General features: G+C 52.9%; 23 protein-coding genes and 3 pseudogenes. 16 read left to right on the top strand and 10 right to left on the bottom strand.

Annotated elements, in window-relative coordinates; all coding sequences use genetic code 11:
* Window positions 1-9 precede the first annotated feature (9 nt).
* Window positions 10-93: a hypothetical protein gene (locus tag JX360_RS18075; RefSeq protein WP_425244331.1), complete on the top strand. Its 84-nt coding sequence runs from the start codon at window positions 10-12 to the stop codon at window positions 91-93.
* Here the strand turns inward: JX360_RS18075 and JX360_RS15085 are convergent.
* The 3 genes from JX360_RS15085 to cobA all read right to left on the bottom strand — a co-directional run bounded on the left by JX360_RS15085 (window position 73) and on the right by cobA (window position 4108).
* Entirely contained in the window at window positions 73-1458 is a 1386-nt protein-coding gene (locus JX360_RS15085) for an AAA family ATPase (RefSeq protein ID WP_244352552.1), read from the bottom strand. The two genes, JX360_RS18075 and JX360_RS15085, sit on opposite strands and share 21 nt — an antisense overlap.
* A 196-nt stretch (window positions 1459-1654) precedes the next feature.
* Window positions 1655-2482 carry a 1,4-dihydroxy-2-naphthoyl-CoA synthase gene (gene menB / locus JX360_RS15080; protein WP_244352550.1) on the bottom strand — a complete coding sequence of 276 codons (828 nt, stop codon included), beginning with the start codon at window positions 2480-2482 and terminating at the stop codon, window positions 1655-1657.
* Between the two features lie 90 nt (window positions 2483-2572).
* Entirely contained in the window at window positions 2573-4108 is a 1536-nt protein-coding gene (cobA, locus tag JX360_RS15075; protein WP_244352549.1) for a uroporphyrinogen-III C-methyltransferase, read from the bottom strand.
* A 125-nt stretch (window positions 4109-4233) separates the two neighbouring features.
* On the opposite strand from cobA, the gene JX360_RS15070 reads away from it, so the two are divergent.
* From JX360_RS15070 to JX360_RS15025, 10 genes and pseudogenes are all read left to right on the top strand, one after another.
* Window positions 4234-5244, top strand: a complete 1011-nt coding sequence (locus JX360_RS15070; protein WP_244352548.1) for an ABC transporter substrate-binding protein — start codon at window positions 4234-4236, stop codon at window positions 5242-5244.
* 84 nt (window positions 5245-5328) lie between these two features.
* A complete protein-coding gene (locus JX360_RS15065) occupies window positions 5329-6273 on the top strand; it encodes an ABC transporter substrate-binding protein (RefSeq protein ID WP_341830564.1) in 945 nt (314 codons plus the stop codon).
* Between the two features lie 92 nt (window positions 6274-6365).
* Window positions 6366-6953 carry an SMC-Scp complex subunit ScpB gene (gene scpB / locus JX360_RS15060; protein ID WP_244352546.1) on the top strand — a complete coding sequence of 196 codons (588 nt, stop codon included), beginning with the start codon at window positions 6366-6368 and terminating at the stop codon, window positions 6951-6953.
* A 63-nt stretch (window positions 6954-7016) separates the two neighbouring features.
* A pseudogene (locus tag JX360_RS15055) lies at window positions 7017-7379 on the top strand (GFA family protein); the annotation flags it as partial.
* A gap of 199 nt (window positions 7380-7578) precedes the next feature.
* Entirely contained in the window at window positions 7579-7896 is a 318-nt protein-coding gene (locus JX360_RS15050) for a hypothetical protein (RefSeq protein WP_244352543.1), read from the top strand.
* Between the two features lie 140 nt (window positions 7897-8036).
* On the top strand, window positions 8037-8399 hold the full coding sequence (locus tag JX360_RS15045; RefSeq protein ID WP_244352542.1) for an alr0857 family protein: 363 nt from the start codon (window positions 8037-8039) through the stop codon (window positions 8397-8399).
* Window positions 8400-8472: 73 nt separating this feature from the next.
* On the top strand, window positions 8473-8697 hold the full coding sequence (locus JX360_RS15040; RefSeq protein ID WP_244352541.1) for a hypothetical protein: 225 nt from the start codon (window positions 8473-8475) through the stop codon (window positions 8695-8697).
* A gap of 110 nt (window positions 8698-8807) precedes the next feature.
* On the top strand, window positions 8808-10013 hold the full coding sequence (locus JX360_RS15035) for a deoxyribodipyrimidine photo-lyase (RefSeq protein ID WP_244352540.1): 1206 nt from the start codon (window positions 8808-8810) through the stop codon (window positions 10011-10013).
* Window positions 10014-10121: 108 nt separating this feature from the next.
* Window positions 10122-11309, top strand: coding sequence for an RNA-guided endonuclease InsQ/TnpB family protein (locus tag JX360_RS15030; RefSeq protein WP_244352539.1), 1188 nt, complete (start codon window positions 10122-10124; stop codon window positions 11307-11309).
* Between the two features lie 56 nt (window positions 11310-11365).
* Window positions 11366-11815, top strand: a complete 450-nt coding sequence (locus JX360_RS15025) for an FAD-binding domain-containing protein (protein ID WP_244352538.1) — start codon at window positions 11366-11368, stop codon at window positions 11813-11815.
* Between the two features lie 155 nt (window positions 11816-11970).
* Here the strand turns inward: JX360_RS15025 and JX360_RS15020 are convergent, their stop codons facing one another.
* The gene (locus tag JX360_RS15020) at window positions 11971-12621 is read right to left on the bottom strand and encodes a peroxiredoxin (protein ID WP_244352537.1); all 651 of its coding nucleotides are present in this window, start codon (window positions 12619-12621) and stop codon (window positions 11971-11973) included.
* Between the two features lie 310 nt (window positions 12622-12931).
* Between JX360_RS15020 and JX360_RS15015 the strand changes: the two genes are divergently transcribed.
* Window positions 12932-13966 carry a hypothetical protein gene (locus JX360_RS15015; RefSeq protein ID WP_244352536.1) on the top strand — a complete coding sequence of 345 codons (1035 nt, stop codon included), beginning with the start codon at window positions 12932-12934 and terminating at the stop codon, window positions 13964-13966.
* A gap of 92 nt (window positions 13967-14058) precedes the next feature.
* Here JX360_RS15015 and JX360_RS15010 read toward each other — a convergent pair whose 3' ends face one another.
* Both JX360_RS15010 and JX360_RS15005 read right to left on the bottom strand, forming a co-directional pair.
* On the bottom strand, window positions 14059-14220 hold the full coding sequence (locus JX360_RS15010) for a LysM peptidoglycan-binding domain-containing protein (protein ID WP_244352535.1): 162 nt from the start codon (window positions 14218-14220) through the stop codon (window positions 14059-14061).
* A gap of 16 nt (window positions 14221-14236) precedes the next feature.
* Window positions 14237-15514, bottom strand: coding sequence for a competence/damage-inducible protein A (locus JX360_RS15005; protein ID WP_244352533.1), 1278 nt, complete (start codon window positions 15512-15514; stop codon window positions 14237-14239).
* A 323-nt stretch (window positions 15515-15837) separates the two neighbouring features.
* On the opposite strand from JX360_RS15005, the gene JX360_RS15000 reads away from it, so the two are divergent.
* Window positions 15838-16854, top strand: coding sequence for an LPS export ABC transporter periplasmic protein LptC (locus JX360_RS15000; protein ID WP_244352531.1), 1017 nt, complete (start codon window positions 15838-15840; stop codon window positions 16852-16854).
* A gap of 71 nt (window positions 16855-16925) precedes the next feature.
* Window positions 16926-18614 (top strand): sulfatase, encoded by a 1689-nt coding sequence (locus tag JX360_RS14995; protein WP_244352529.1) that lies wholly within the window; start codon window positions 16926-16928, stop codon window positions 18612-18614.
* A gap of 66 nt (window positions 18615-18680) precedes the next feature.
* Here JX360_RS14995 and JX360_RS14990 read toward each other — a convergent pair whose 3' ends face one another.
* Complete coding sequence (locus JX360_RS14990) at window positions 18681-19166, bottom strand: DUF3531 family protein (protein WP_244352527.1); 486 nt, start codon at window positions 19164-19166, stop codon at window positions 18681-18683.
* 63 nt (window positions 19167-19229) lie between these two features.
* Window positions 19230-19592, bottom strand: coding sequence for a TrkA C-terminal domain-containing protein (locus tag JX360_RS14985; protein WP_244352525.1), 363 nt, complete (start codon window positions 19590-19592; stop codon window positions 19230-19232).
* A 142-nt stretch (window positions 19593-19734) separates the two neighbouring features.
* On the opposite strand from JX360_RS14985, the pseudogene JX360_RS14980 reads away from it, so the two are divergent.
* Both JX360_RS14980 and JX360_RS14975 read left to right on the top strand, forming a co-directional pair.
* Window positions 19735-20037 (top strand): annotated as a pseudogene (locus tag JX360_RS14980) (protein NO VEIN domain-containing protein); the annotation flags it as partial.
* Window positions 20038-20082: 45 nt separating this feature from the next.
* Window positions 20083-20727 (top strand): Uma2 family endonuclease, encoded by a 645-nt coding sequence (locus JX360_RS14975; protein ID WP_244352521.1) that lies wholly within the window; start codon window positions 20083-20085, stop codon window positions 20725-20727.
* Window positions 20728-20990: 263 nt separating this feature from the next.
* On the opposite strand, the gene JX360_RS14970 is transcribed toward JX360_RS14975, so the two are convergent.
* Together JX360_RS14970 and JX360_RS14965 are read right to left on the bottom strand one after the other, a co-directional pair.
* Window positions 20991-22247, bottom strand: a complete 1257-nt coding sequence (locus JX360_RS14970) for a hypothetical protein (RefSeq protein ID WP_244352519.1) — start codon at window positions 22245-22247, stop codon at window positions 20991-20993.
* Window positions 22248-22602: 355 nt separating this feature from the next.
* Window positions 22603-22961 (bottom strand): annotated as a pseudogene (locus tag JX360_RS14965) (transposase); the annotation flags it as partial.

Genomic DNA, 22961 nt, shown 5'->3' with positions numbered 1-22961 from the left:
AACAACCGGATCAAGGTAATCAAGCGACAAGGGTATGGGTTTACCAACATTACTAACTTCAGAGCCAGATTATTAGCAGCTTTCTGGCCTTAGTAATCCTTGATCACCATAAGTCCAGGAGAGCCATTCAGCATAAGAAAGAGGATATCCTTTGGCGGGAGAATTGGCTACGATATTCCTTTGCGGAATCCAGGTGTCCTCGGGAAACACTCTCACCTCTCGACCCATGGGATGTTTCTGGAGGACTTTATCAACTTCATCCAGCATCTCTCTGGTTTGACGAACGGCCAACCTACTGTACATACTGATCACCACACCTAGAATGGAAAGAGGCCGCTCACGAGCATCATGAACAGCCATAATCCTATTCATTACGTACTCAAGGGCACGAATTGGATAGGGGGCTAGCTGAGTCGGAATTAAGACTCTATCGGATGCCATTAAGGAGATAGTGTTAACCTTGCCAAAAGAAGGAGGTGTATCGATAAAAATATAATCATAGGCTGAACCTATCTTGCTGAGTTTCCTTACCAAAACTTGATCAGAATTAATCATCTGAATCAAGGTGGCTTCCATATCACTTAGACGAATATGAGATGGAATAATATCCAGTTTGACATCTTGCCACCTTTTGGAGATAGCTACTTCTTCTATCTTAACTTTCGGCTCAGTTAACAAATGGGTAACATCCTTTCCGGATTTTAGCTCAATATCCTCAAGAGGATTAATACCTAATCCAGTAGTCAGATTTGCTTGAGGATCGATATCGATTAAAAGCACTCTCTTGCCCAACTTGCTAAGGGCAGCAGCCACGTTAATCGTGGTTGTGGTTTTGCCAACCCCACCTTTGTTGTTAAATACTGTGATGATCACGGTCTTAGTTTCCTTCAGGCTGGTTTGTAGAGGATCCGGCAAGAGTAGGGAACCAATTTGTCTAGACTCGGGAAATATTTGACGAAGACGTGGATACAACTTAGCATGAAAAGAACGGTGGAGAGACTGGAGTTGGCGAGTTATGAGAAGGCAAGTCTGACGGCCTAGAATCTTGCTTAGGATATTAAACTTATCAACAAATGCCTTTTTGTCAAGGTGAGCTAGGCAAATAATTTCCAGATTGTTATTGTAGTAAATCTCAAATTCTAAACCATTGGTTAGCAGGCCAAAGATTGAGTGAGTCTGTCTAAGGTAGGTGCCCAGCTGCCAAGTATGATTTTTTAGCTTTTTCTTCGGCGCTTTGACCTCGATGATCAAATAATTCATGTGAGGCTCATCCATGCCATTTGCACAGATGATAAAGTCAGGACGCCCGCTTCCTGCAGCAATCTGCCGCCGCCAATCCCCCGGTTGATAGCCCCACAGCTCTAGTAAGGGTATAATTAGCTCCTTTTCCAGACCCTCCTCTGAGATGTGGACGGAGACACTTTGTAGAATTTGAGTGATACTGATATCTGCTTTCAATTCAATTTCAATTCAATAAAGTCATGAAAGATTAAGATTACTCAGATTGCTGAGAATCAGAGCCAAGGAGTTGCGCCCTCCCAATAGCATAGTCCCACTGAGGGAGCAAGCCTTTTCTTTAAACTTAGCTTCACCAATTTACACCAAGCTTTTAGAATACGCTTTGGGTTGTTTTTGGGCAGCGGTTCCATCACAGCTAGGGTAGCCAGGGAAACTGGCGAAAATTGGGGGGGCGCTTTTCCAGAAAGGCCCGTTTGCCCTCGGCGGCTTCTTCGGTCATGTAAAACAGCAGCGTTGCATCTCCGGCCAACTCCTGTAAACCGGCCTGACCATCACAATCGGCATTAAAGGCGGCCTTGAGGCAGCGTATGGCTAGCGGGCTTTTCTGTAAGATTTCCTGGGCCCAGCGGATCCCTTCCGCCTCCAGCTCCTCCACCGGCACCACTGCATTCACCAAACCCATCTCCAGGGCTTGCGCTGCGGTATATTGTCGGCAGAGAAACCAAATTTCTCGCGCTTTTTTCTGCCCCACCACCCGTGCCAGGTAGCTAGCTCCAAACCCTCCATCAAAGCTGCCCACCTTGGGGCCGGTCTGACCAAAAATGGCATTGTCGGCGGCGATGGTGAGATCACAAATCAGGTGCAAGACATGGCCACCCCCAATGGCGTAGCCTGCCACCAAGGCAATGACCACTTTCGGCAAGGAACGGATCAGCCGCTGCAAGTCCAACACGTTTAAGCGGGGGATCCCTGCCTCATCCAAATAACCGGCCTCACCCCGCACACTTTGATCCCCACCCGAGCAAAAGGCATATTGACCATCGGTATGGGGCCCGGCGCCAGTGAAGAGCACCACCCCAATGCGGGGATCCTCCCGCACATTGGAAAAGGCATCGATCAATTCCTGAATGGTTTTGGGGCGAAACGCATTGCGCTTGTGGGGACGGTTAATGGTGATTTTGGCGATGCCATCTTCGCTTTTTTCGTAAAGGATATCTTCGTAGGTTTTGGCAGTGTGCCACATGGTCTGTGATCCTTGCGCCTTTGCCCTGACGACGCGAATACTGGGACTCCGGATGTTCCCTAATCCTCCGGGATCCGTATTATCCAATGGTTATCGCCTGGTTGGAGGCTCTGGTCTGCTTTGGAAGGTGGAAACCATCGCTTCCACCAGCCCCTCTAGGGTATATTCCTTGGCCTCAATATCCACCCGACCCAACACAGCCACACAGGTTTCTGCGGTTTTAGGGCCAATGGCTGCAATTTGCACTGGTGGATCCCAAACTTCCGGGCCTAGTCCTGCTTGCTGGAGCAATCGCGCAAAGTGTTGCACCGTCTTGGAGCTGGCAAAGCTCAGGATATCCACTTGACCGGTCTTGAGGGCAGCAACCACCTGCGCATCTGCCGCGGGGGGACAGGTGGACTCATAGGCTGCCACTTCTTCCACCTCAGCTCCCCGCTGTCGCAACCCCTGCACCAACACATCCCGCCCGCCGGACTGCACGCGAGGAAAGAGGATCCGTTGTCCTGCCACCGGCTGTGGCCATACTTCCAAAAGAGCATCCGCCACAAACTCTGGGGGCACCAAGTCGGGATGAATACCGTACTGAGCCAGGGTGGCTGCCGTTTTGGATCCCACCACCGCCACCTTGAGACCTCGCAGGGCACGGCTGTCTTGTTTGTGATGGTGCAGCCGGGCAAAGAAATGGCTGACGGCATTGGCAGAAGTCAACAGCAGCCAATCAACCTGGGCCAAGCTGGCAATCGCCCGATCAAGGGGATCCCAACTGTCGGGGGGTTGAATCACCAGGGTGGGCATCTCCAGGATCCGCGCCCCTTGGGCCTGCAGCAGCTGGCGAAAGGCTTCCGATTGCCCTTCCGAACGGGTCACCAAGACGGTTTTACCCGCCAAGGGGGCTGGTTCCGGCAAGGGTGGGATCCCAGGTAAAACAAGCTGCCGCAGCTTAACAACTTCCCCAATCACCAATAAAGCCGGCAGGGGATTCTTGCGGGAAGGGCTCAACTCCTTCCCCTGCAGCAGCTCCCCCAGCTCTCCCACCCAAACCTGCTGCTCGGCTTGCCCTGCCCCCCAAATCAAGGCCACAGGTCGCTGGGTGGGGATCCCTGCATCCACCAATTGGGCCGCAATTGCCTGCCGTTGTCGGGATCCCATCAAGATGACCAAGGTATCCAACTGAGCCAAAGCACTCCAGGGTAAAGCTTCCAGCTCATGGGCTGTCAGCACGGCAACGGTTCGGCTCAGGTGCTGATCGGTTAAAGGGATCCCTGCCCAGAGGGGACCGGCCAGAGCGGAAGATAACCCCGGTAGAATCTCAAAAGGGCAGCCAGCCTTGGTGAGCGCTTCTACCTCTTCGCGGGTACGGCCAAAAATCAGCGGATCCCCAGACTTGAGATGAACCACCTGTTTGTCCTCATGGCAGCGTTGGATCAGCCACAGGACTCCCTCTTGCACAGAAGACTCCCCAGACCGTCGCCACAGCTGCGCCTGACCGGGCAATTCCACCAGCAAGCGCTCATCCACCAGTTCATCGATCCAAACCGCCTCCGCCTGCCGCAACACCTGAAGCGCCCGCACCGTCAGGCCCTCCCGTCCTCCCAACCCTGCCCCCACCAAGTACACCTTGCCCATGGTCAAGAAAGATCCTGCGTCCTGTGTCTAATCCTGCCCCAAAACAGGGATCCCTGCCGTCTGCAGGCAGTTGCAATCCAGACTAGGCTGGAGAAAAGCCCTTTCGCACTCAGGATCCCGTGGGTATGTCTGCTGTGACTGGGGAGCGTTGGCCCCGACGAGATTTTGTGGTGAATGGAGCCGCCCTGTTGGCAGTGGGATGGGGATCCCGACCGGCCAGCCCAGCAGCAGGATCCAAGGTTATCCGTCTGGTCACCAACTGGTATGCGCAAGCGGAACACGGTGGGTTTTACCAAGCCCTTGCCACCGGCATTTACGCCCGCTATGGCCTGCAGGTGCAAATCCGCATGGGGGGAACAGGGGTGAATGTATTGCAACTGTTGGCGGGAGGAGCAGCCGATTTTGTAATCGGCTCTAGCCCAGATGCCCTTGCGGCTCTGCAAGCAGGGATCCCCTTGGTGACGGTGGCGGCCTTTTTCCAGAAGGATCCCCAATGTTTGTTGGCTCATCCAGGGGTAGGCCATGACCATCTCGAAGATTTACGGGGCAAACCGATTTGGGTCTCGCCCGGGGCAAATCTGACCTACTGGCCCTTTTTACGAGCCAAATTTGGCTTCAGCGACGAACAAAAGCGCCCCTACAATTTCAGCCTTGCACCCTTTTTGTTGGATAAATACTCTGCACAACAGGGATATGTTACCGCCGAACCCTTTCGGGTGCGCCAGGAGGGAGGCTTTGATCCGGTGGTGTTTCCTCTAGCCGATTATGGATACTCTCCCTATGCCACAACCCTAGAAACCACCCGTCGCTTCGCTGAACAGCAGCCGGAAGTGGTTCAGAAGTTTGTGGCTGCTTCCAGTGAGGGTTGGCAAAGCTACTTGCAGGATCCGCGACCGGGCAACCATTTGATTCAGCAGGATAACCCCAACATGAGCGATGACCTTTTGGCCTACAGTCACCAAGCCCTGAAGGACTACGGTCTACTCACTTCAGGGGATGCCGCCACTCTAGGGATCGGGGCAATGACCGATGAACGTTGGCATCGCTACTTTGAAGATATGGTAGCTCTCCAAGTTGTAGAGTCGCAGTTGGACGTCAGACAGGCTTATGCCCTCCATTTTTTGCCCCACGCATAGGTTACAGCCCTTTCACTCACCATTGACAACATTGACAACTCCCCCGCCTACTAGCTTGCTTCCGCGTTAGCGGTAGGCGCAGGGATTCTTGGTTCATCGGGTGTCCAACGACATTGCCCTCACCGAGCTTCGACGCGATGTGCCGGCAATGTTTACTTTCAGGAAAATGGCTTGAATGTCACGATTGAGCGGGGGGCGGGATCCGCAGATGCCCTCTCCAAACTGGCGGCAGGTCGCTACGCCTTTTCCAAAGGGGATATGTACTCGATGATGGAGTTCAACGAGAAAAACCCCGAAGTGCCCCTGATTGCTGTGGTGATTGAGTCGAACCGGCATCCAGGTGGCATTTTCACCCTCAAGAGAAACGGCATTACGGATCCCAAGCAGTTGGCTGGGGTCAAAATTGGCGCCCCGGCAGGAGATGGGGCTCGGCGTCTCTGGCCAGTGCTGGCCAATATCATCGGCGTGGATCCAGAGGCGGTGGAGTGGGTAAACTGTGAACCAGCACTGCGGGAACCCCTCTTGGCTCGTGGCGAAGTGCAGGCCATTTCGGGCTTTGGCCCTTCGGTGGTGCCCAGCTTACAAAAACTTGGCATTTCCGAAGATGAATTGGAGGTGTTTTACTTCAACGATTACGGCCTCAACCTTTACGGCCCGATTGTAATGAGCCGCTTGCAGTATGTGCGGGAAAATCCGGATATTGCCAGAGGCTTTGTGGCCGGATACGTGAAGGGGTTGGTAGAAACCATTCAGGATCCCGTAGCGGCTTTTGCCACTTTGCCCAAGCACTTTGAAGGAGCCGATGCCCTGGATCAAGAAACCGAGCTGGCCCGCCTCAAGTACACCATCGCCAACTACTGGGATACTCCCGATACCCGAGCGAATGGAGTCAGTGCCGTGGATCTGGAACGGTTGCAGACTTCTTTGGCCCAGGTGGCGGAAGGCTATGGCCTACAGAGGGTGCCCGATGCCAGCGAAATTCTGACGACGGAGTTTCTGCCCCCAAAAGAAGCACGTATGTTCGCCTGAAGCCACCCAGTTGGGTTCAAGATCAGCAGGGGATCCCTCAGCCCAAAACAGCTGCTATGCTACCAGGCAAGTTGAGCGGATCCCGGATCAATATGGCCCCTCGTCGTTCTCGGTCGGTTTCGGATCCCTTGCTGGACTTGCAGGAGAGGGATCCCTCTCTGGAACGTTCCTTTGCGCTCAAAAATCAGATCGAGGCGATTCTCTACCTGAAGGGGCAGCCTTTGGAGTTGTCAGCTTTGGCCCAGTTGGCCCACTGTAGCCGCGAGGATGCCTACGATGCGCTGCTGGAGCTGATGGAAGACTATACCCACCGCGATTCGGCTCTGGAGGTGTTGCAGGTGGGGGAAGGGTTTGCCCTGCAACTGCGGGAACCCTTTCTGGAACTGGCCAATCAGCTGTTGCCCCCCGAAATCGGCGTTGGGGCCACCCGTACCTTGGCAACGATCATTCTGCGGGGGCCACTCTCGCAAGCGGAATTGGTGGAATTGCGCGGGCAAAGCGCCTATCAGCACGTGGCTGAGTTGGTGGAAAAAGGCTTTGTTACCCGCTATCGCAAGGAGGGCAGCCGCTCGCAGTGGTTACGAGTGACGGATAAGTTTCATCGCTACTTCACGGTGGATGAGCTAGCCAAGGAGGCAGCAGAAACCGCTTCTCTCTCGGAAGAGCCATCAGAAGAGTAAACTTTTCATGGGGATCCCCAATCGAGCATTCCCCAGGGATCCCAACCCACACCCAAAACAACGATGGCTAAGCAGCGCTACGAAGGAAGTTGCCACTGTGGGCAGATTCGATTTGTTGTGGAAGGGGATCTCGACACCGCCACCCTCTGCAACTGCTCCATTTGCACCAAGAAGGGTTTCATTCACTTGATCGTGCCCCCGGAGGCGTTTCAGCTTCTTTCCGGCCAAACCGAATTGGCGACCTATAGCTTTAACACTCACGTCGCCAAGCACCACTTCTGCCGAGTGTGTGGCATGCACCCGTTCTATATTCCCCGCTCGGATCCCGACAAGATCGATGTGAATGTACGCTGCCTGGATGGGATCCCCCTGGAAAACTACCAGTTCCCCACCTTTAACGGCAGAGATTGGGAACAAGCTATTGAAGGAAAAGTCTCTTGGCGAGATGAGTCCCGCCCAAGCCGCGACTCGGATCCGATCCCAATAGCAAAAATGACCCAGAAAACGCTCAAAAGAGACTAGACATCCCTGTAGCATCAGTGTAGTATGTTAGCCAGTTAGGGATCCTCTAGGTCGTGGAGGCGTTCCCCTTGTGTTGAAACCTTTTCGGATCAGAGCCAAAGCCATGTTTCGTCCCACTGTCCTACCGCTGATGCCTTCTGGCCGCCCCTTGGGTTGGCTGGCGGATTCGTTGTGGGCCAGTTGCGCTTGGGTTCATCGGGGTGATCTCTTCATTTTTGCCCAGCCCCAGGCTGCTCAGGGATCCATGGCTGCCCCACTGGCCGGCATTCGCCGTCGTTCCACAGGATTCCTATTCCTCAATGCCCTGATCTCCACTGTCTTAGAACCTATCCAGCAAGGGAGCTTCTCCAGAACCTGCTATGGCATTTTCCATCACCACCGAAGCCGTCGGTATAGGGCCAGGCTAGCTGTGCCTCACTAAGGAAAACTTCCTTTCCCCGACCCCGCTTCGAACTCCAGAGGCGGGGTTTTTTAGTGCCTTCATGCTCGGTGGGTTGTCTCTTCATCCCTTAATCCAGGACCACACAATTGCTCAAATCATCCTTCTAGGGGCTTCATCCCATGTTGAAACTCATCTATGGCGAAACCGGAGTGTATGTGGAACGGGTGACCCAGTCTCAAGAAGATTGGCTGCACCAACAGCATCAGTTGGCGGCCTGTGTTGGGGAAACCCTTTGGCAAGAAATCGCCATTGGCACCCTGCTGCTGCCCCTGGACTGTGCCTCCCAACTGCCCGCCGATCTGGATTGGATCCCTTGTGATGAGGAGTGGCTGGAGGTGGAATTGACCGGCTTTTGGTTGGCCGCCAACTCGGAGGTGGATACAGGCACCTTGGTCACTCAACAGGAGCCGTCAGTGGAAGCGTTACTGTTGCGCCTTTGGCAAGAGCAGGAGCGGATCCGGCAACCCCCAGAGCCGGTTTAACCCCAGCAGGAAATGCAATTGACAGGCATGTATTATTTATGTAGTATACTTGTAACACAAAGGAGGTGAGATCGTGTTGCTAACCCACTACTACATCCGCCTGGAAGAAGCTCTGCGCCACAGTTGGCCCCGCAGCGAAAGAGAGGCCGTTGAGGGTGCAGCGGATCAAAACCTCACGGATCCAGAACAGGAAACCTTAGCCTTAGCTCACCGCATTGAGTTGGAACAGGCAAGGTTGGCCCAGGAGTACAGCCTGCATCAGTTGGAATATTCCATGCGCCGATCTGGATTTCTGTGAGGTGCAGTTGGGCCAGGAATTGGTTAAGCTTTGTGAAGCAACTGAGTATCCAGTAAGCCGGGCAATTGAGCCATGGGTAGGTGGAACGGGATCCCGTTGGAGCCAAGTCCATGAATCGCACCCTTGTTTGGTTTCGGCGGGATCTGCGCCTATCAGATCATGCCCCTTTGGAGCGAGCGGCACGGCGTGGGCAGGTGATCCCAGTGTTTGTACTAGATCCGGCTTTGCTCCATCACCCCGAAACGGGAGTTGCGCGGGTGGCCTTCATGCTCGGTTGTCTGGGAGCCTTGGATCGGGAACTGCGGCAACGGGGCGGACGGCTGATTGTACGACGGGGGGATCCCCTGGAAATCCTGCCGCAACTGGTTCACAGCAGCCAAGCGGAAGGGATCTACGCCTACAGCGACTGTGAGCGCATTTATGGTCGAGCCCGAGATGCCCGTTTGAACCGCATCCTCGCCTCAGCCGGAATCAAAATACGTTGGTTTGATCCTGTCGGTAGCGTACCGGAGTTTGTCTCTTATCCCCGCTATCGCCAGCTCTGGTTTGAGCAAATGGCGGATCCCCTGATCCCAACCCCTATCCAGGTCGCGGTACCGGAAGAGATATCCTCAGAACCCATACCCAGCCTGGCTGAGTTGGGATTAACCCCCGACGAGAAGCGGATCCCTGCTGGAAGCACCGCAGCAGCCCGACAAACCCTGAACCTGTTTTTGCGCCACAAGGCCCAGCGCTACTATTGGCAACTCTCCTACCCCAGTGCAGAAGTGACCACCGGCTTAAGCCCCTACCTCAAATTTGGGGTGATCTCGGTGCGGGAATGTGTGCAAACGGTGCAGCAGGCCGTGCAAGGTGAGCCAGATGAGCGGAAACGGCGGAGTGCTAAGCAGTTGATCTCACGATTGCGCTGGGGATCCGGCTTTACACAACGGTTTCGTTATCTGCCTCAGTTGGAATTGAGCTCTCTATACAGCGTTTTTGACCAACAAGGTTGGAACTTCGATCCGGAGTTATACCGCGCTTGGCAGGAGGGGCGAACCGGTTTCCCGATCGTGGATGCGGCAGCACGGTGTCTGCTGACTACAGGCGGGTATCGCTCCCTTAATTTCCGAGTTCGGGCGATTTATGCCAGCTTTTTGAGCAACCTGTTGGGCATGGATTGGCGCTACGGCGCCCTGCATTTTATGCGTCACCTCATCGATGGGGATTGCCCGATTGACCATTATCAGTGGGCGATGCAAGCGGGGGTAACTCATTGTGTGGATAAACCCTGGACACGCATTTACAGAATTGAGCGTAAAGCCCAGGTGCTTTAGCCCTGGGATATAAGCGATGTGAGCCGTAGGCGAACAATACAATCCTTGCTGCTCAATAAAATGTACTGCCATACTAGAACAAATTAAGCTGAGCAGTCTGGAGTAAGAATGCTGGTACTGGAGGCAAAATTGAAGGGCAAAGTTGCACAGTTCGAGGCTTTGGATGAGGCCATTCGGACTGCCAACTTCATCCGCAATTCTTGTCTTCGCTACTGGATGGATAACCGGGGGGTCACGCGCAACGACCTGTACAAATACTGCAAAGTGCTGGCAGACAATCCCGATTTCCCTTGGGCTAAACGGCTCAATTCCCAAGCTCGTCAGGCTCACGCTGAACGGGCTTGGTCTGCTATTGCTCGATTCTTTGATCACTGCAAGAAACAGGTTCCCGGCAAGAAGGGCTACCCAAAATTCAAGAAGTACCAGACTCGTGCCAGTGTTGAGTACAAAGCTACGGGTTGGAAGCTCTCTGCTGACCGCAAGCGAATCAACTTCACAGACGGGTTCAAGGCCGGTAGCTTCAAGCTCAAAGGGACTCGTGACCTCAACTTTTATCAGGTTGAGCAAATCAGCCGGGTTAGAGTAGTGCGCCGCTCTGATGGCTACTATGTGCAGTTTGTGCTGGACGTAGAGCGCAGCGAGCGGCAGGAACTAACTAAACGAACAGTCGGGCTGGATGTAGGGTTGAACTACTTCTTGAGTGATTCTGACGGCAATACCGTTGAGAATCCACGCCATTTGCGCAAGGCAGAGAATCGGCTCAAGCGGATGCAGCGCAGGGTCAGCAAAAAGCCTAAAGGTTCCAATAATCGGAGGAAAGCTGTTAAACGGTTGGGTAAAGCGCATCTGAAGGTACAACGCCAGCGTAGAGACTTTGCTGTAAAAACGGCAAGGTACGTGGTGAAGTCTAGCGACTTCGTGGCGTTTGAAGACTTGCAGATTCGCAATATGGTTAAAAATCGCCACTTGGCTAAATCCATCAGCGATGCCGCCTGGGGTGAGTTCAGAAGATGGATAGAGTATTTTGGCAAAGTGTTTGGGGTAGCAACGGTCGCTGTTTCACCCCACTACACCAGCCAGAATTGCTCGAACTGCGGTGAGACAGTCAAAAAGTCGCTCTCGACTCGCACTCATGTTTGTGGGCACTGTGGGCACATTCAAGACCGGGATCATAACGCTGCCATCAACATTTTGAGAAAAGGACTGAGTACGGTAGGGCATACCGGAATTCACGCTTGGGGAGAGAACGACCGCTATCTGAATCAGGCAACTGCTCCAGACAAGTCGGCTCGCTGAACCAAGAATCCCACGCGCTTTAGCCGTGGGAGTGTCAAAACCCCGGCCAAGCGGCTGTGGATCGCTGCGATCCCGAGGGATCCTTTATCAAGCGCTGGCTACCGGAACTGCGGTCTATCCCCCCAGAGCAACTGGGATCCCCACCCGGATATCTTCCTCCGATATTGAACTACAAAGAGGCACGCCAACAACGGGTGCAGCACCTAGAAAAGCTCAGACAAACCTTTCGCCACAGTACCGATCTTGTTCCTCACTTGGCCGGGCTGCCGGAGCAGTGGCTTCCCTTTGGCTGGGAGCAGTTTCCCTCTGAGATCCATTGGGCCTTGCAACCGGAACGAGATTTGTTTCCAGCCCCCTTAGATTTACAGGCTTTGGATACGGAAGAACGACAAGCCCTACGGACTTGGTTTGTGGCTCATTTGGAGATATCTCCCCGTTCCCGTCAAAAAGCCAGCCCCAAACCCAAAACCAACTCGAGCTTGCAATTAAGCCTTCTGGAACTTTGAGGTTTTGACAGTTTTGATATGTAGGAAAGGGATTTGATAGATAAGGATCCCCTGTAATAGGGGATCCCAGTATCGAGAGTAGTTCTTACCAGATCTTGCCCTAGAGCCAATAGAAACCGGAGTTCAAGCCATCGACCCAAACTCTGACCGACTCCCTACTTATTCGGCTGGGGCGTGAGCCGCAGATAGGGCTTCACTTCCTTGTAGCCTTTCGGGAATTTTTGCTTCAGCACTTCTGGATCTTTCAAGGAAGGGGCAATCACCACATCATCCCCATCTTTCCAGTCAGCAGGGGTAGCAACACTGTAATTATCCGTCAGTTGCAACGAGTCGATCACCCGCAGTAACTCATCGAAATTACGGCCCGTGCTAGCAGGATAGGTGAGGGTTAAGCGCAGCTTCTTGTTGGGATCGATAATGAACACCGACCGCACCGTCAGGGGCAACCCTTCTTTATTGATGTTGGTTTGATCCAGCATGTCGTACAGCTGGGAAACCTTACGGTCCGCATCTGCCAAAATTGGGTAGTTGAGGGTGGTGTTTTGGGTTTCTTCGATATCTTTTGTCCAGCCCACATGGGACTCCACATCATCTACACTGAGAGCGATCACTTTGACGCCGCGCTTATCAAATTCGGGCTTGAGCTTGGCCACCGTGCCCAGCTCAGTCGTGCAGACAGGGGTATAGTCAGCGGGGTGAGAGAACAGCACTACCCAGCTATCTCCCGCCCAGGAGTAGAAGTCGATTTCACCGTGGGTGGACTGTTGAGTGAAATTAGGAACAGTATCGCCAAGTCGGAGGGACATACTCTGTCTTCCTTCGTGAAAGGGTTAAGTCAGTAGAGGAGGGATCCGGATTTTCGATCCAATCCTGATCGATCTTGCCATACAAACCCCACTTTCCCGAGCGGATTGCAGGTGATTTTAAGATTGCCCCTAGGTCAAGCGGGGATCCCAAGCCCTTTTTCCAAGCTCAGCCCTGGAGGCAGAGGGGACAAGGAAATACGTATGGAGATTTACAATCTGTAAATCTCTCTACGGGTTGTTACGGTAATGTAATAAGGGTATAGCAGAAAACAAACCGTAACCTGAGAAAGAGGCGAGAGCGATGGAATCGATGGGAACCGCTGATCGCAGTTTGGCGGCCCTTTGGGCACAGAAATATGTGCAGAAGTTGCGAGCTCAAACAGCACCGATCGAGGCTCCTAATGCCCAACTGGCCCAAAAGGTAAAGGGATCCCTACGCTTTGCCAGCTCCCAGGCCTGGGCAAAAACGGAGAAGTTGCTGACTGCTGAAATGACCCGCCACCGTCTGGATCCCGACCTGATCGATCCCTGGCAGATCGCGGAAGATTCCCGACAACTGTTTGAGAAAGCGGCAGAAAGTTACCAAGAGCAGTTATCGCCAGAGCGCTTTTCGGTTGAGATCGCTGCCTCCTGCGGTCAATTACGGGCTCGCTATACCCAACGGGATCCGCGGGTGTTGGGATTTATGAGTATGCAATTCCATTACACGGGGCAACTGGTGTTGCAGCCCTTATCGGCCCAGGAACGTAGCCTCTTCTACCCATACTTAAAGGTGATGGACGATCACCTCTATATGCCTTTGCAACGGTCTTACGCAGCTGCTGCTGTCCATGCGGGTCAGACCCTGTCTCCCCCCCTGGCTGCCGTTCAAGAACTGTTGCCCATCACCACGCAGGTGGCAGAATCCATTTGTGGAGAAGTGGCTCAACGTTTCAGCGATTACCGTACCGAGAGCGGCTTGCTGACGGATGTGGAGGTGCGAATCTCCAGCATCCGCGATGTAGAAATGTTCCAGGTCTATCTGGGCCTTTGTGCTTTGGAGGGCAATGTTGCTGCTGTACAACAGGAGCTTTTTCCCCTTTGCGTCATGCTCTATCCGGCGCTGAAGGTGAGCTGGGACTTGGTCCGGCAAATGCTGCAACTGCTGGATGAGTCGCTGCATTTTCACCTCACCCCGCCCAGTTATGAGCTGATATTGCCCTACCTACAGGCCATCCAAGATATGTTTTCACTGGAAGTCTTTCCAGAGGAAGACCCAATCTGGAGCCACCATCCCGATGTGGTGCGCTTCATGGGAGCAGCGCGCGAGCTACTGCAAGAGCTGCTGAGCAAACAAGCCAGCTAACGCGGGATCCGCAATTTTTGCCCGACTTGAATCAGGTTGGAGTTACTGATGTTGTTGGCTTGGGCGATGCGCAGGTAAGCGTTGGCATCCCCCTAGAAGCGCTGAACAATAGCAGAGAGAGTATCCCCAGATTTAACGGTGTAGATCTCCTCTGTGGGTTGAGTTGAGGCAGGTGTGACCTGTAAACCTGTAATGTCCACCTCTGTAACTCCAGCCACACCTTGGGCCACCTGTACCGCCCACTCCGCTAGCATTACCCTGCAGCACCCCTCAGCGCTTTAGCAGGCGCCGCCGTAACCGATCCAGAGCGGTTTGGGCGCTCCACCAGCGGATCCCTTCTCGACCACGGAGGGTGCCGAACTGATACTCGTACACCTCTGTCTTCCCCTCGGGATCCGCCAACCCCAAGTACACCAGGCCCACTGGCTTGGTGGCTGTTCCTCCCTCCGGCCCGGCAATACCCGTAATGCTCAAGGCCCAATCCGAACTGAGGGTCTGTTTGGCCCCCAAGGCCATTTGGGTAGCCACCGGCTCGCTGACGGCCCCGTACTGCTGTAGAGTTTCTGGCTTCACCCCCAACAGTTGGGTTTTGATGCGGTTGTCATAGGCGATGATTCCCCCAAGAAAATAGCGGGAGCTGCCCGGGATCCCAGTGAGCAACTGCCCTAGCAACCCGCCTGTGCAGGATTCCGCCACCGCCAGGGTTTGCCCCCGTTTGAGCAATAAGTCCCCGACCACACTGGCTAACGTGGCTTCGTCGCTGCCGAAGTAATCTTCCCCAGCAATGTGTAAAATCTGCTCCACCACCGGGGCGATCAATGCTTGGGCTTGCTCACGAGTGGGGGCCCGTCCGGTTATTCGTAGGCGCACCTCCCCCTGGCTGGCATAGGGGGCTACCGTTGGGTTGCTGCCCGCCAACAGGGATCCCACCCGTTCCGCCAAGGTAGATTCGGAAATGCCCCAATGGCGCAACACCTGGCTGTGAAAGACCTCTTGCCCCCAGCCGACCGAGCGCAAATAGGGCACGGCAGTATCCTGCCACATTCTGCACATTTCTCGCGGCACCCCTGGAAAGGTGAGAATGTGCAGATTCGGCCTCGGTTGCCAAATGAGGCCACAGGCACTACCGATGGGATTGGGCAATACCGCCGCTCCCTCGGGTAAAAAGGCTTGCTTGCGATTGCTAGGCGAGGGCACAATCCCCCGCTGCCCGTACTTTTGCACAATCTCTTCCCACACCTGCGGGTGCTCCACCATCTTCACCCCAAAGAAGGAGGCGAGTGCCTCATGAGTGAGATCATCTGGCGTTGGCCCCAAACCGCCTGTGGTCAAAATCAGGTTGGCACGGCCACAGGCTACCTCTAGCGCGTGGTGAATGCGAGCCTCGTTATCCCCCACCACTGTTTGGTAATGATGAGGGATCCCCAGATGCGCCAGTTCGGTTGCCAGGTACTGGGCGTTGGTATTGGTGATTTCCCCCAAGAGCAACTCCGTCCCAATACAGAGGATCTCAGCCCCCTGGGGAGTGACGGTTTGCGATGGGATCATACTTAGCACTTAGCCTCGCGCTTGGCTCAGCCGCAGGTGTACAGAATATACATAAAGATACATAAAGAATACGAAGACATACAGCGCATGGAGCACTACAGCCTTTTTGCGGGTTTCCTACGACAATACTGGTGTTCGCGATAGCTCTTGGAAGAAGAACAGGGTTACATACCCTGTGCAGGGTGACTGGCAAAAAGGCTGTATTGCGGGAATCGGCAACCTATCCAGCTTTGGTGAAGGGAAGCGAATAAAGCGGGATCCCTTGCGCTCAATGCAGAGGATAGGGTAGCGATGAGGAAGGAAGCTCCAGCCAGAGAAGTTAAATGCAGCCGACACCGTTCCGTATTGTGAGTTCGCTTGGGGTTGCGGCCTTGGTGGGTGTCCTTGTGGGGTGTAGTGGGCCAGAATCCCCACCCGCACGGGATCCCAGTTCTCCCGAACCCGTTTCCACACCCCAGTTGATCTACGAAGACATCACCCTCACAGAAGCCAAACCGGATGGCGGGATCCTGTGGCGGTTAGAGGCTCGGCTGGCGGAATACGAACCGGCTGAAAGCGCCGACGATGGAGCCGATCGCGATAGCGGTGGGGAGGACGTTGTGCGCTTGGGGTCTGCCCATTTGCAGTCGATCCAAGGGGAATTTTTTGACGAAGATAACCGGGCCATCCGTACCCGTGCCGAACGGGGCTCCGTTTACCCCAGTGACCGGCGGCTGGAATTGACCGGCCAAGTGCAGGTGGAATCGGAACGGGATAACCTGCGGTTGCAAGCGGAACAGGTGGAATGGCTGCCGGAGGAACGCCTCTTACAGGCCAAGGGACAAGTCCACATTGAACTGCTGGATCAACAGGGATCCCTGCGGGGGGATCGACTGGTGATCGATTTTGGCCGAGATCAGATGCAACTGGAGAACCTCGACCCTAGCCAACCCGTACAGGTGGAGTATCAGGATCCCAAGTTGGTGCTGGCGGCTACGCGCATCATTTGGCAGATGGCCACCGGGGAAGTCCAGGCTCTCGGGGCTGTCGAAATTGATGCCCCTGAACAAACCTTGCGCCTCAGGGGTGGACAGTTGCTCACCCAAGTGCCCTTCACAGAGCAGACAGAATTGCGACTCTTGGAGAATGTCATCGGTTATGCCGAACAAACCGGACAAGAAGTCGCAGCGCAGGAGATCCGCTGGCGCATTGGCTCCACTCAGTTGCAGGCCACAGGCAATGTGCGCTACCGGCAACCGGGTCAAACCTTGACGGTGAGCGGCAACGAAGCGCTCCTCGACTGGCAAACCAACACCGCTCAGGTACGGGGCAACAGCCAAACCCAATTCACGGTGCCTTGAGGATACCCTAACGGGAAGGTCAGTCAGAGGCCAGTCAGGATACCCTAAGAAAAGTTTTGGGTGGGTGCGTGGTGAATTTTCAAGAAATAGCGAAAACTGGCTCGGGAGAGCGTCCAAATATTTTGTTGATTGTCTTGGATACGCAGCGGGCGGATCGGCTTTCCTGTTATTGGTCGGAAGCAGAGCGGGCCAAACGCACCCCTACCAGCCCCAATCTGGATCGACTGGCATCGGAGTCCACCCTATTTGAGCGGGCCATCGCCCCGGCCCAGTGGACGATCCCCTCCCATGCCTCCATGTTTACGGGAGAATACCCCAGCACTCACCAAACGGTACAGGCGGATATTGAGCTCAGTCCCTCCTTTCCCACATTGGCGGAGCTGCTGAAGTTTAGCGGCTACTCAACCGTGGGGTTTTGCAATAACCCCTTGGTCGGGATCCTGAAAAATGGCCTCAGGCGCGGATTTGAAACCTTCTACAACTATGGGGGTGCCCTACCCACCCGCCCTGCCGAAGGCAACCCCCTGCCCCAGCCCTTCAATCGGCTGATCGCGGCCTATACCCAGTTTTGGCGCAAGCTCTCTTACCCAGTCCAAAATGCCTTTGCCCGCTCGGATCGGCTGTTCCAGTTGGCACTGCACCCCTGGCTGGTGCCCCTTTGGACGCGCTTGGTCAATTTCAAGGGCAATACCGCCGCCTCGATTGCCGATTTGAACCGCTACCTGCAGCAGATGGCCCGCCGCCAGTCGGATCCCCGCTCGGCCAACCAGCCTTTCTTCTGTTTCGTCAATTTGATGGAGCCGCACCTGCCCTATTGGCCACCAGAGCCGTTTGTGCAACAATTTGCTCCCTATTTCAAAAGCAACCGCGCTGCCCGCGACTTTTTGCGACAGTATAACGTGCAGCCCTACCGTTGGATGGCGCCCTTGCCAGAGCCCCTCTCCCCTCTCCAAGCGCAGGTGCTCAGCGATATCTACGATGCAGAGGTGGCCTATCAAGATCATCTCCTCGGATCCGTTTTTGAAACCCTCCGCCATACTGGCTTGGAGCGCAATACGCTGGTGGCGGTGGTGGCGGATCATGGGGAGGGCTTGGGAGAACACCAGTTTGTCGGGCATGCCTTTGTGGTCTACGAAGAACTGATCCGGGTGCCCTTACTGCTGCGCTATCCCGGCCATATTCCCGCTGGCGAACGCATTGCCACACCGGTTTCCACCCGCCGGCTGTTCCATACGCTTTTGGAAGCCGCAGGCTTTAGTCCTAGCCTTTCTCTCAGCCAAAACCGCGCCCCACGGGTTAGCCTGAAGATCCGCCGCGAGATTGCCCGCCTCAGTTTGGCCCGCACCCTGGCTGGGGAGGATCCCGAGCAGGGAACGGTGCTAAGCGAAGCCTTCCCGCCCCACATTTTGATTCGGGCCATGGAAAACCGGGATGACCAATTGCTGCAGGAGCGAGCCTGTTACGCCACCCGCCGCGCCCTTTATGAGGGATCCACCAAACTTATCCAGACGGGAGAAACCCCTAGCCTCTATAACCTGGAAACGGATCCAGAGGAACTGCGAGATTTGTTGTCAGCAGGGGCGTGGGATACAGACTCAGGCACTTCCCTGTCCACGTGGCTAACCCGGCTGCAACAGGGGCTGAAGCAATGGTTAGCGTGGGCCGAGTCACGGCGGCCTGCCAGCGCCCCCCGCAAGGTGGATGTGGAGAGCGATGCGGACTTGGTACGGCGGATGCAGGAGTTGGGCTACTTGGAATAGGAGATGAGCTAACGAATCTACGACCCGCCGACACAAGCGGGATCCCTGGTTGAGCAGTTGAGGGATCTATTCCAGATCCCCTTCTTCTCCAAAGTGATCCTGAACGTAGCCATTGTGTTCATAGCGATCGGCTTCTTCTAGGTCAACAGTGGGCCAGTCCTCGTTTTGTCCGCCGATGATCACCCGGATGAGGTTGATGTACTCCCGGCTGAGGGTGCGCAAGGCATTGATCAACACATCCAACGCCAAGGCATCGGCAGTGCCCAGATCAAACCAACAGCGGGCCCAATTCTCCTGCTCCTCCAGGGATCCCATGTTGTGCATCAGGGAGGGCAAGGGATCCGACTCATCCGGGTACTCTAGGTAGCTCAACTCCCCATCGGTTTCTTGGGCGATTAAGGACTCGGCATTGAACCCTCCCAGTTTGCCCAGCACATACCAAGATTCCAAGACTTCGTTGAGGTACTCCAGTTCTGCTTTCACCGGCGGATCCGTAAATTCAAACCAGATCCAAAGATTTGCCGGATCACATTCCCGAAACTCCACCTGCATGGATTGTTCCTCTGGTTGGCCTAGCCCTCGATCTTAATCTGCGGATGCCGATCAGAGAGGAGCCTAACTCTGTGCCCCCCGATACTTCAGCTCCCGTCGCTGGCTGTAGCGCTGTACAAATTGGGGAATGTCATCCCGATATCCCAACACCACCACCCGATCCCCTGCTTGCAACACCAGCTCCCGTGGAGGATGAGACACGGCTGTTCCATCCGCCCGCCGTACCGCCACGATCAAAAAGGTTTGTTTGCCCCGTACCTCCAATTGTCCGATCGTTTGCCCCGCCAAGGGAGAACCGGTGCTGATCTCCAGATCCAGGAGTTGCATCTCGATTTCCGCCAGTTGTTCGTTGAGAAGCCCGCGGGAGAATTTCTCTTCTAGCAAATCTACGGCTGCTGGATGGGTGATCATATGGGCGATGCGCAATTGCGCTAGCTCAAGGGAATCTACTGAATGGGCACCTCAATTACAGCCTTTGCGCCAAGGGCACGCTAGCGCGTCTGTCTCCGACAGGCTTTGCCAACGCCTCTCGTCCTACGGACGACCCAGAGCACCATAGCCCTTTTGAATCGAGGTGAAGGGCAGGATAGCAGGGGCTGAAACAGTAACCGTCACCAAAAACGAAATCCTGACGGCGCTCAATAAACCCGGCCATCTTATCTTGGCTTTGGTGCAGGTGCCGCTAGATCGGGAGTTTCCGGAAGGAGCTGTGTTCAAGGTCAAGACAACGGCTGGCACCTATACCCTGCCAGGCGAGGGCTGTGTGGTGCGGTATGTGCAGCAGCCATTTCAGCGAGAGCCAGATTTTGGGGCGAGTAATTTGGATTACACTTGGAAAGAACTGTGGAAGCGAGGGAGGGCGCCTGAATGAGCTACCGATATATTTATGGAATGGTTTATTGGGTAAGGTAAAACCATGCTATTAGAGTTACAGCGAATCCATGTTCCATCGGGTCAGCGAGTTATTTTACAAGATATCTCTTGGCAAGAATTTGAGACTATCTTGGATGAATTGGGAGATCATCGGAGAGTTCGATTAGCCTATGACGATGGGCTGCTGGAGATGATGATACCGTTGCCGGAGCATGAAGATGATAAAGAGATTATTGGTGATTTGATCAAGGCATTGTTAGAAGAGTTAGATATCGAGTTTCGTAGCTTAGGGTCAACAACCTTCAAAAAACCCACCACTCAAGGACTGGAACCAGATCAATGTTTCTATATTCAGAATGAAGCAACAATTCGCGGCAAGAAACGCATTGATTTAGCGGTCGATCCACCTCCCGATCTGGCGATCGAGATTGATATTAGCTCTCGAACTCATCCCAGTATTTATGAAGCCTTGCAGGTGCCAGAGCTCTGGCGATTTGACCAAGGAAATCTGCAAATTAACAGACTGAACTTTGGCAAATATCAGGAAGTACTGGAAAGCCCCAATTTCCCAGGCTTAGATCTGAAGCAAATGATTCCCCATTACTTGAAAGAAAGTAAAACCTTGGGTAGAAATAAGGTTCTAAAAGCATTTCGTCAACGGGTACGAGAGCAAATTCAGTTGTCCTAGGAGCTAAAGTCTAAAACTTATGATCACAAGTCAATCATCATCTAGCTGCAACAGCTGTGACTTTGATGGAGAATGGAACTCTCATCTTGAAAAGATTACCTTTTCATACCAGGGATCCCTCATCTCAAAAGTCAGCTATCTATCAGAGCTAGCAACATATAACATTTAGCTCATCGACAGTAATGAAGTGCAAAGGAATTGACATTTGGTTTAGGGCTGTGTTGGCTGAAGATTTCAGCAAAATTATTTCTCACTATTTCTTCTCAATACACACTGCCTGTCATTAGCCATGACCAAATGGGACGAATATAGAGGAGAACTTTATAAACTAAACCGGAAGGTTCACGGCCGCGATAGTCATCGATGGAAATAGCCAAATCACGCAAATCACCTATCGAGCGAGTACGTCCCAACTGGGGAATGAGTGCGATCAACCGCTGAGAATGATGTCTATACAATTCTTGAGTTGAGGCATTTGGGTAAATACTTCTGTAAATTTTGCATTTAGGAATGTCTTTAATCCAGGACTTTGAGTTGGAGGTTGTTAAGGAAGCACCATTGAGAAATGTACTATACAAATCAAGAATAGGAGGCATTGAAGCCGCATCATAAAGTACAGCATAGATATCGGCTTTACTATGGGCATAACACCATAAAACCATGGAGATCTTTTGAATCTGTAGCTCCCCCAGAAATTTAAAGCCTAAACCTAGCAGATCCTGATGATGACAACGGCAAGAAGCAGGCATAGTTTCAATCGAACGATTTTGTGTCGAATAAGTACCATACTTACCTACAAAAACTAGAGAAGACTCAGCATCTTGATGGACTGCTTCAGAAGGTTCTGCCGCAGAAGCTTCTGTTTTTCGATAATGAAAATCAACATGATAGGGTAAAGCATGATCTAAAAACTGTTGAATCGACCGGCATAATTGTTCTAAATCAGAAAGGTGATTTATACTCGTTAGAGTTAGACATTCCCCAGAGTTTAAGGCAATCTCAGCTTTATAAAAAGTATCTCCATCGCTATCTTTGTCTTCAGCAATGCTGACAGCTTTTATTTCCGTGAGGCTATACTCTTTTCGCCATCGCCAAAGAGGGGTAATCGATGATTTTATGTAGAGTCGATTCATAGTCCTATCGAGGATAAAAGACTCACTGTAAAAAGCGAATATGAGGATAATTACCCCAATAGCAATCATAGCAAGCATAGGAATAATAAGTATTATTTCGTCTATTGAACCAGTATCATAGTGAAGTATAAAACTGGGTTCATTAGACTTAATAAATGTATTAATATGATCTAAAATTCTTGCCTGCTGTGTATATTTAGAAGAAAATACAGTAATAGGGACAGGATTTTCTTTTCGACTTAACAAGATAACTTGATAGACCTTATAGTCTCTGCCATCATCATCCTCACGAATTTCCTCTAAAAGTTTGGATTCAGTCACTTCTGGAATGACAATAGGCTCATCTTGAGTAAGACCAAAGAAGCGAGATTCAAGTAATGACCTCACTGGACAAACGCTGGCAGATGATTTCCATCAGGCCTGCATTATACGCATAATCAAAGAGGATTAAAGAGGTAATTCCTATAAAAAACAATCCAAATATTGCTGGGGTAAAAGAGCCATTCTCCTTAATTATGATCAACTGATTAGGAGTTTGTTTAACAATCTTCATAAGACGCCTCTGTTTTGAACGACGTAGATAGTGTTGTAGCACAAGGTCAGCTGCAGCGATTTGTTAGTAATTTGTAAGGCAGATTACCCATCAATCCCTGCCGACCCCAATGCTCTTCACCGACAACCTTGTCCGCCCGCAATTCTACAATTCTGTTGCTGTATAGTCAATTCAAACAAGAATGAGACACTAGCAAGCACAGTAGTTCCGAATCACTTCATCAATAGAAGTTCCAATGTCGGCATGCATCCTTGCCCTCTTGAGAGCACTAACATCATGCTCTATGTCATTTAGGTCTGGAGAGTACCTGGGCAGAAAAACTACTTCATGTCCCCCAGCTTCCACCAACTCCTTTATCCTACCCTTACGATAATTAAAACAGATGGCCTCTCCAACTCGGTATTAAGTATCGCTCCAGCCACCCTTCAAATCCTTCTGCATTTAAGCTGCCTTGAAAAAGCATAGGTGCTATCAAGTCCTTCTTCTTTTTCCTCCTACCTGCCACTAGGCTCTCTCTCTTCCCTCTCTTTGCCCAAGCATAAACACAT

The sequence above is a fragment of the Thermostichus vulcanus str. 'Rupite' genome (assembly GCF_022848905.1).
Classification (GTDB): Bacteria; Cyanobacteriota; Cyanobacteriia; order Thermostichales; family Thermostichaceae; genus Thermostichus; species Thermostichus vulcanus_A.
This window is presented reverse-complemented; position numbering and strand designations above follow the sequence as displayed.

Excerpts from the sequence above, each read along its gene's own strand:
- JX360_RS15030 (WP_244352539.1), top strand. The coding sequence starts at position 10,122 with ATGCTGGTACTGGAGGCAAAATTGAAGGGCAAAGTTGCACAGTTCGAG.
- JX360_RS15035 (WP_244352540.1), top strand. The coding sequence starts at position 8,808 with ATGAATCGCACCCTTGTTTGGTTTCGGCGGGATCTGCGCCTATCAGAT.
- cobA (WP_244352549.1), bottom strand. The coding sequence starts at position 4,108 with ATGGGCAAGGTGTACTTGGTGGGGGCAGGGTTGGGAGGACGGGAGGGC.
- JX360_RS15050 (WP_244352543.1), top strand. The coding sequence starts at position 7,579 with ATGTTTCGTCCCACTGTCCTACCGCTGATGCCTTCTGGCCGCCCCTTG.
- JX360_RS14990 (WP_244352527.1), bottom strand. The coding sequence starts at position 19,166 with ATGCAGGTGGAGTTTCGGGAATGTGATCCGGCAAATCTTTGGATCTGG.
- menB (WP_244352550.1), bottom strand. The coding sequence starts at position 2,482 with ATGTGGCACACTGCCAAAACCTACGAAGATATCCTTTACGAAAAAAGC.
- JX360_RS15045 (WP_244352542.1), top strand. The coding sequence starts at position 8,037 with ATGTTGAAACTCATCTATGGCGAAACCGGAGTGTATGTGGAACGGGTG.
- JX360_RS15015 (WP_244352536.1), top strand. The coding sequence starts at position 12,932 with ATGGGAACCGCTGATCGCAGTTTGGCGGCCCTTTGGGCACAGAAATAT.
- JX360_RS15005 (WP_244352533.1), bottom strand. The coding sequence starts at position 15,514 with ATGATCCCATCGCAAACCGTCACTCCCCAGGGGGCTGAGATCCTCTGT.
- JX360_RS15020 (WP_244352537.1), bottom strand. The coding sequence starts at position 12,621 with ATGTCCCTCCGACTTGGCGATACTGTTCCTAATTTCACTCAACAGTCC.
- JX360_RS14975 (WP_244352521.1), top strand. The coding sequence starts at position 20,083 with ATGCTATTAGAGTTACAGCGAATCCATGTTCCATCGGGTCAGCGAGTT.
- JX360_RS15070 (WP_244352548.1), top strand. The coding sequence starts at position 4,234 with ATGTCTGCTGTGACTGGGGAGCGTTGGCCCCGACGAGATTTTGTGGTG.
- JX360_RS15010 (WP_244352535.1), bottom strand. The coding sequence starts at position 14,220 with ATGCTAGCGGAGTGGGCGGTACAGGTGGCCCAAGGTGTGGCTGGAGTT.
- JX360_RS15000 (WP_244352531.1), top strand. The coding sequence starts at position 15,838 with ATGCAGCCGACACCGTTCCGTATTGTGAGTTCGCTTGGGGTTGCGGCC.
- scpB (WP_244352546.1), top strand. The coding sequence starts at position 6,366 with ATGGCCCCTCGTCGTTCTCGGTCGGTTTCGGATCCCTTGCTGGACTTG.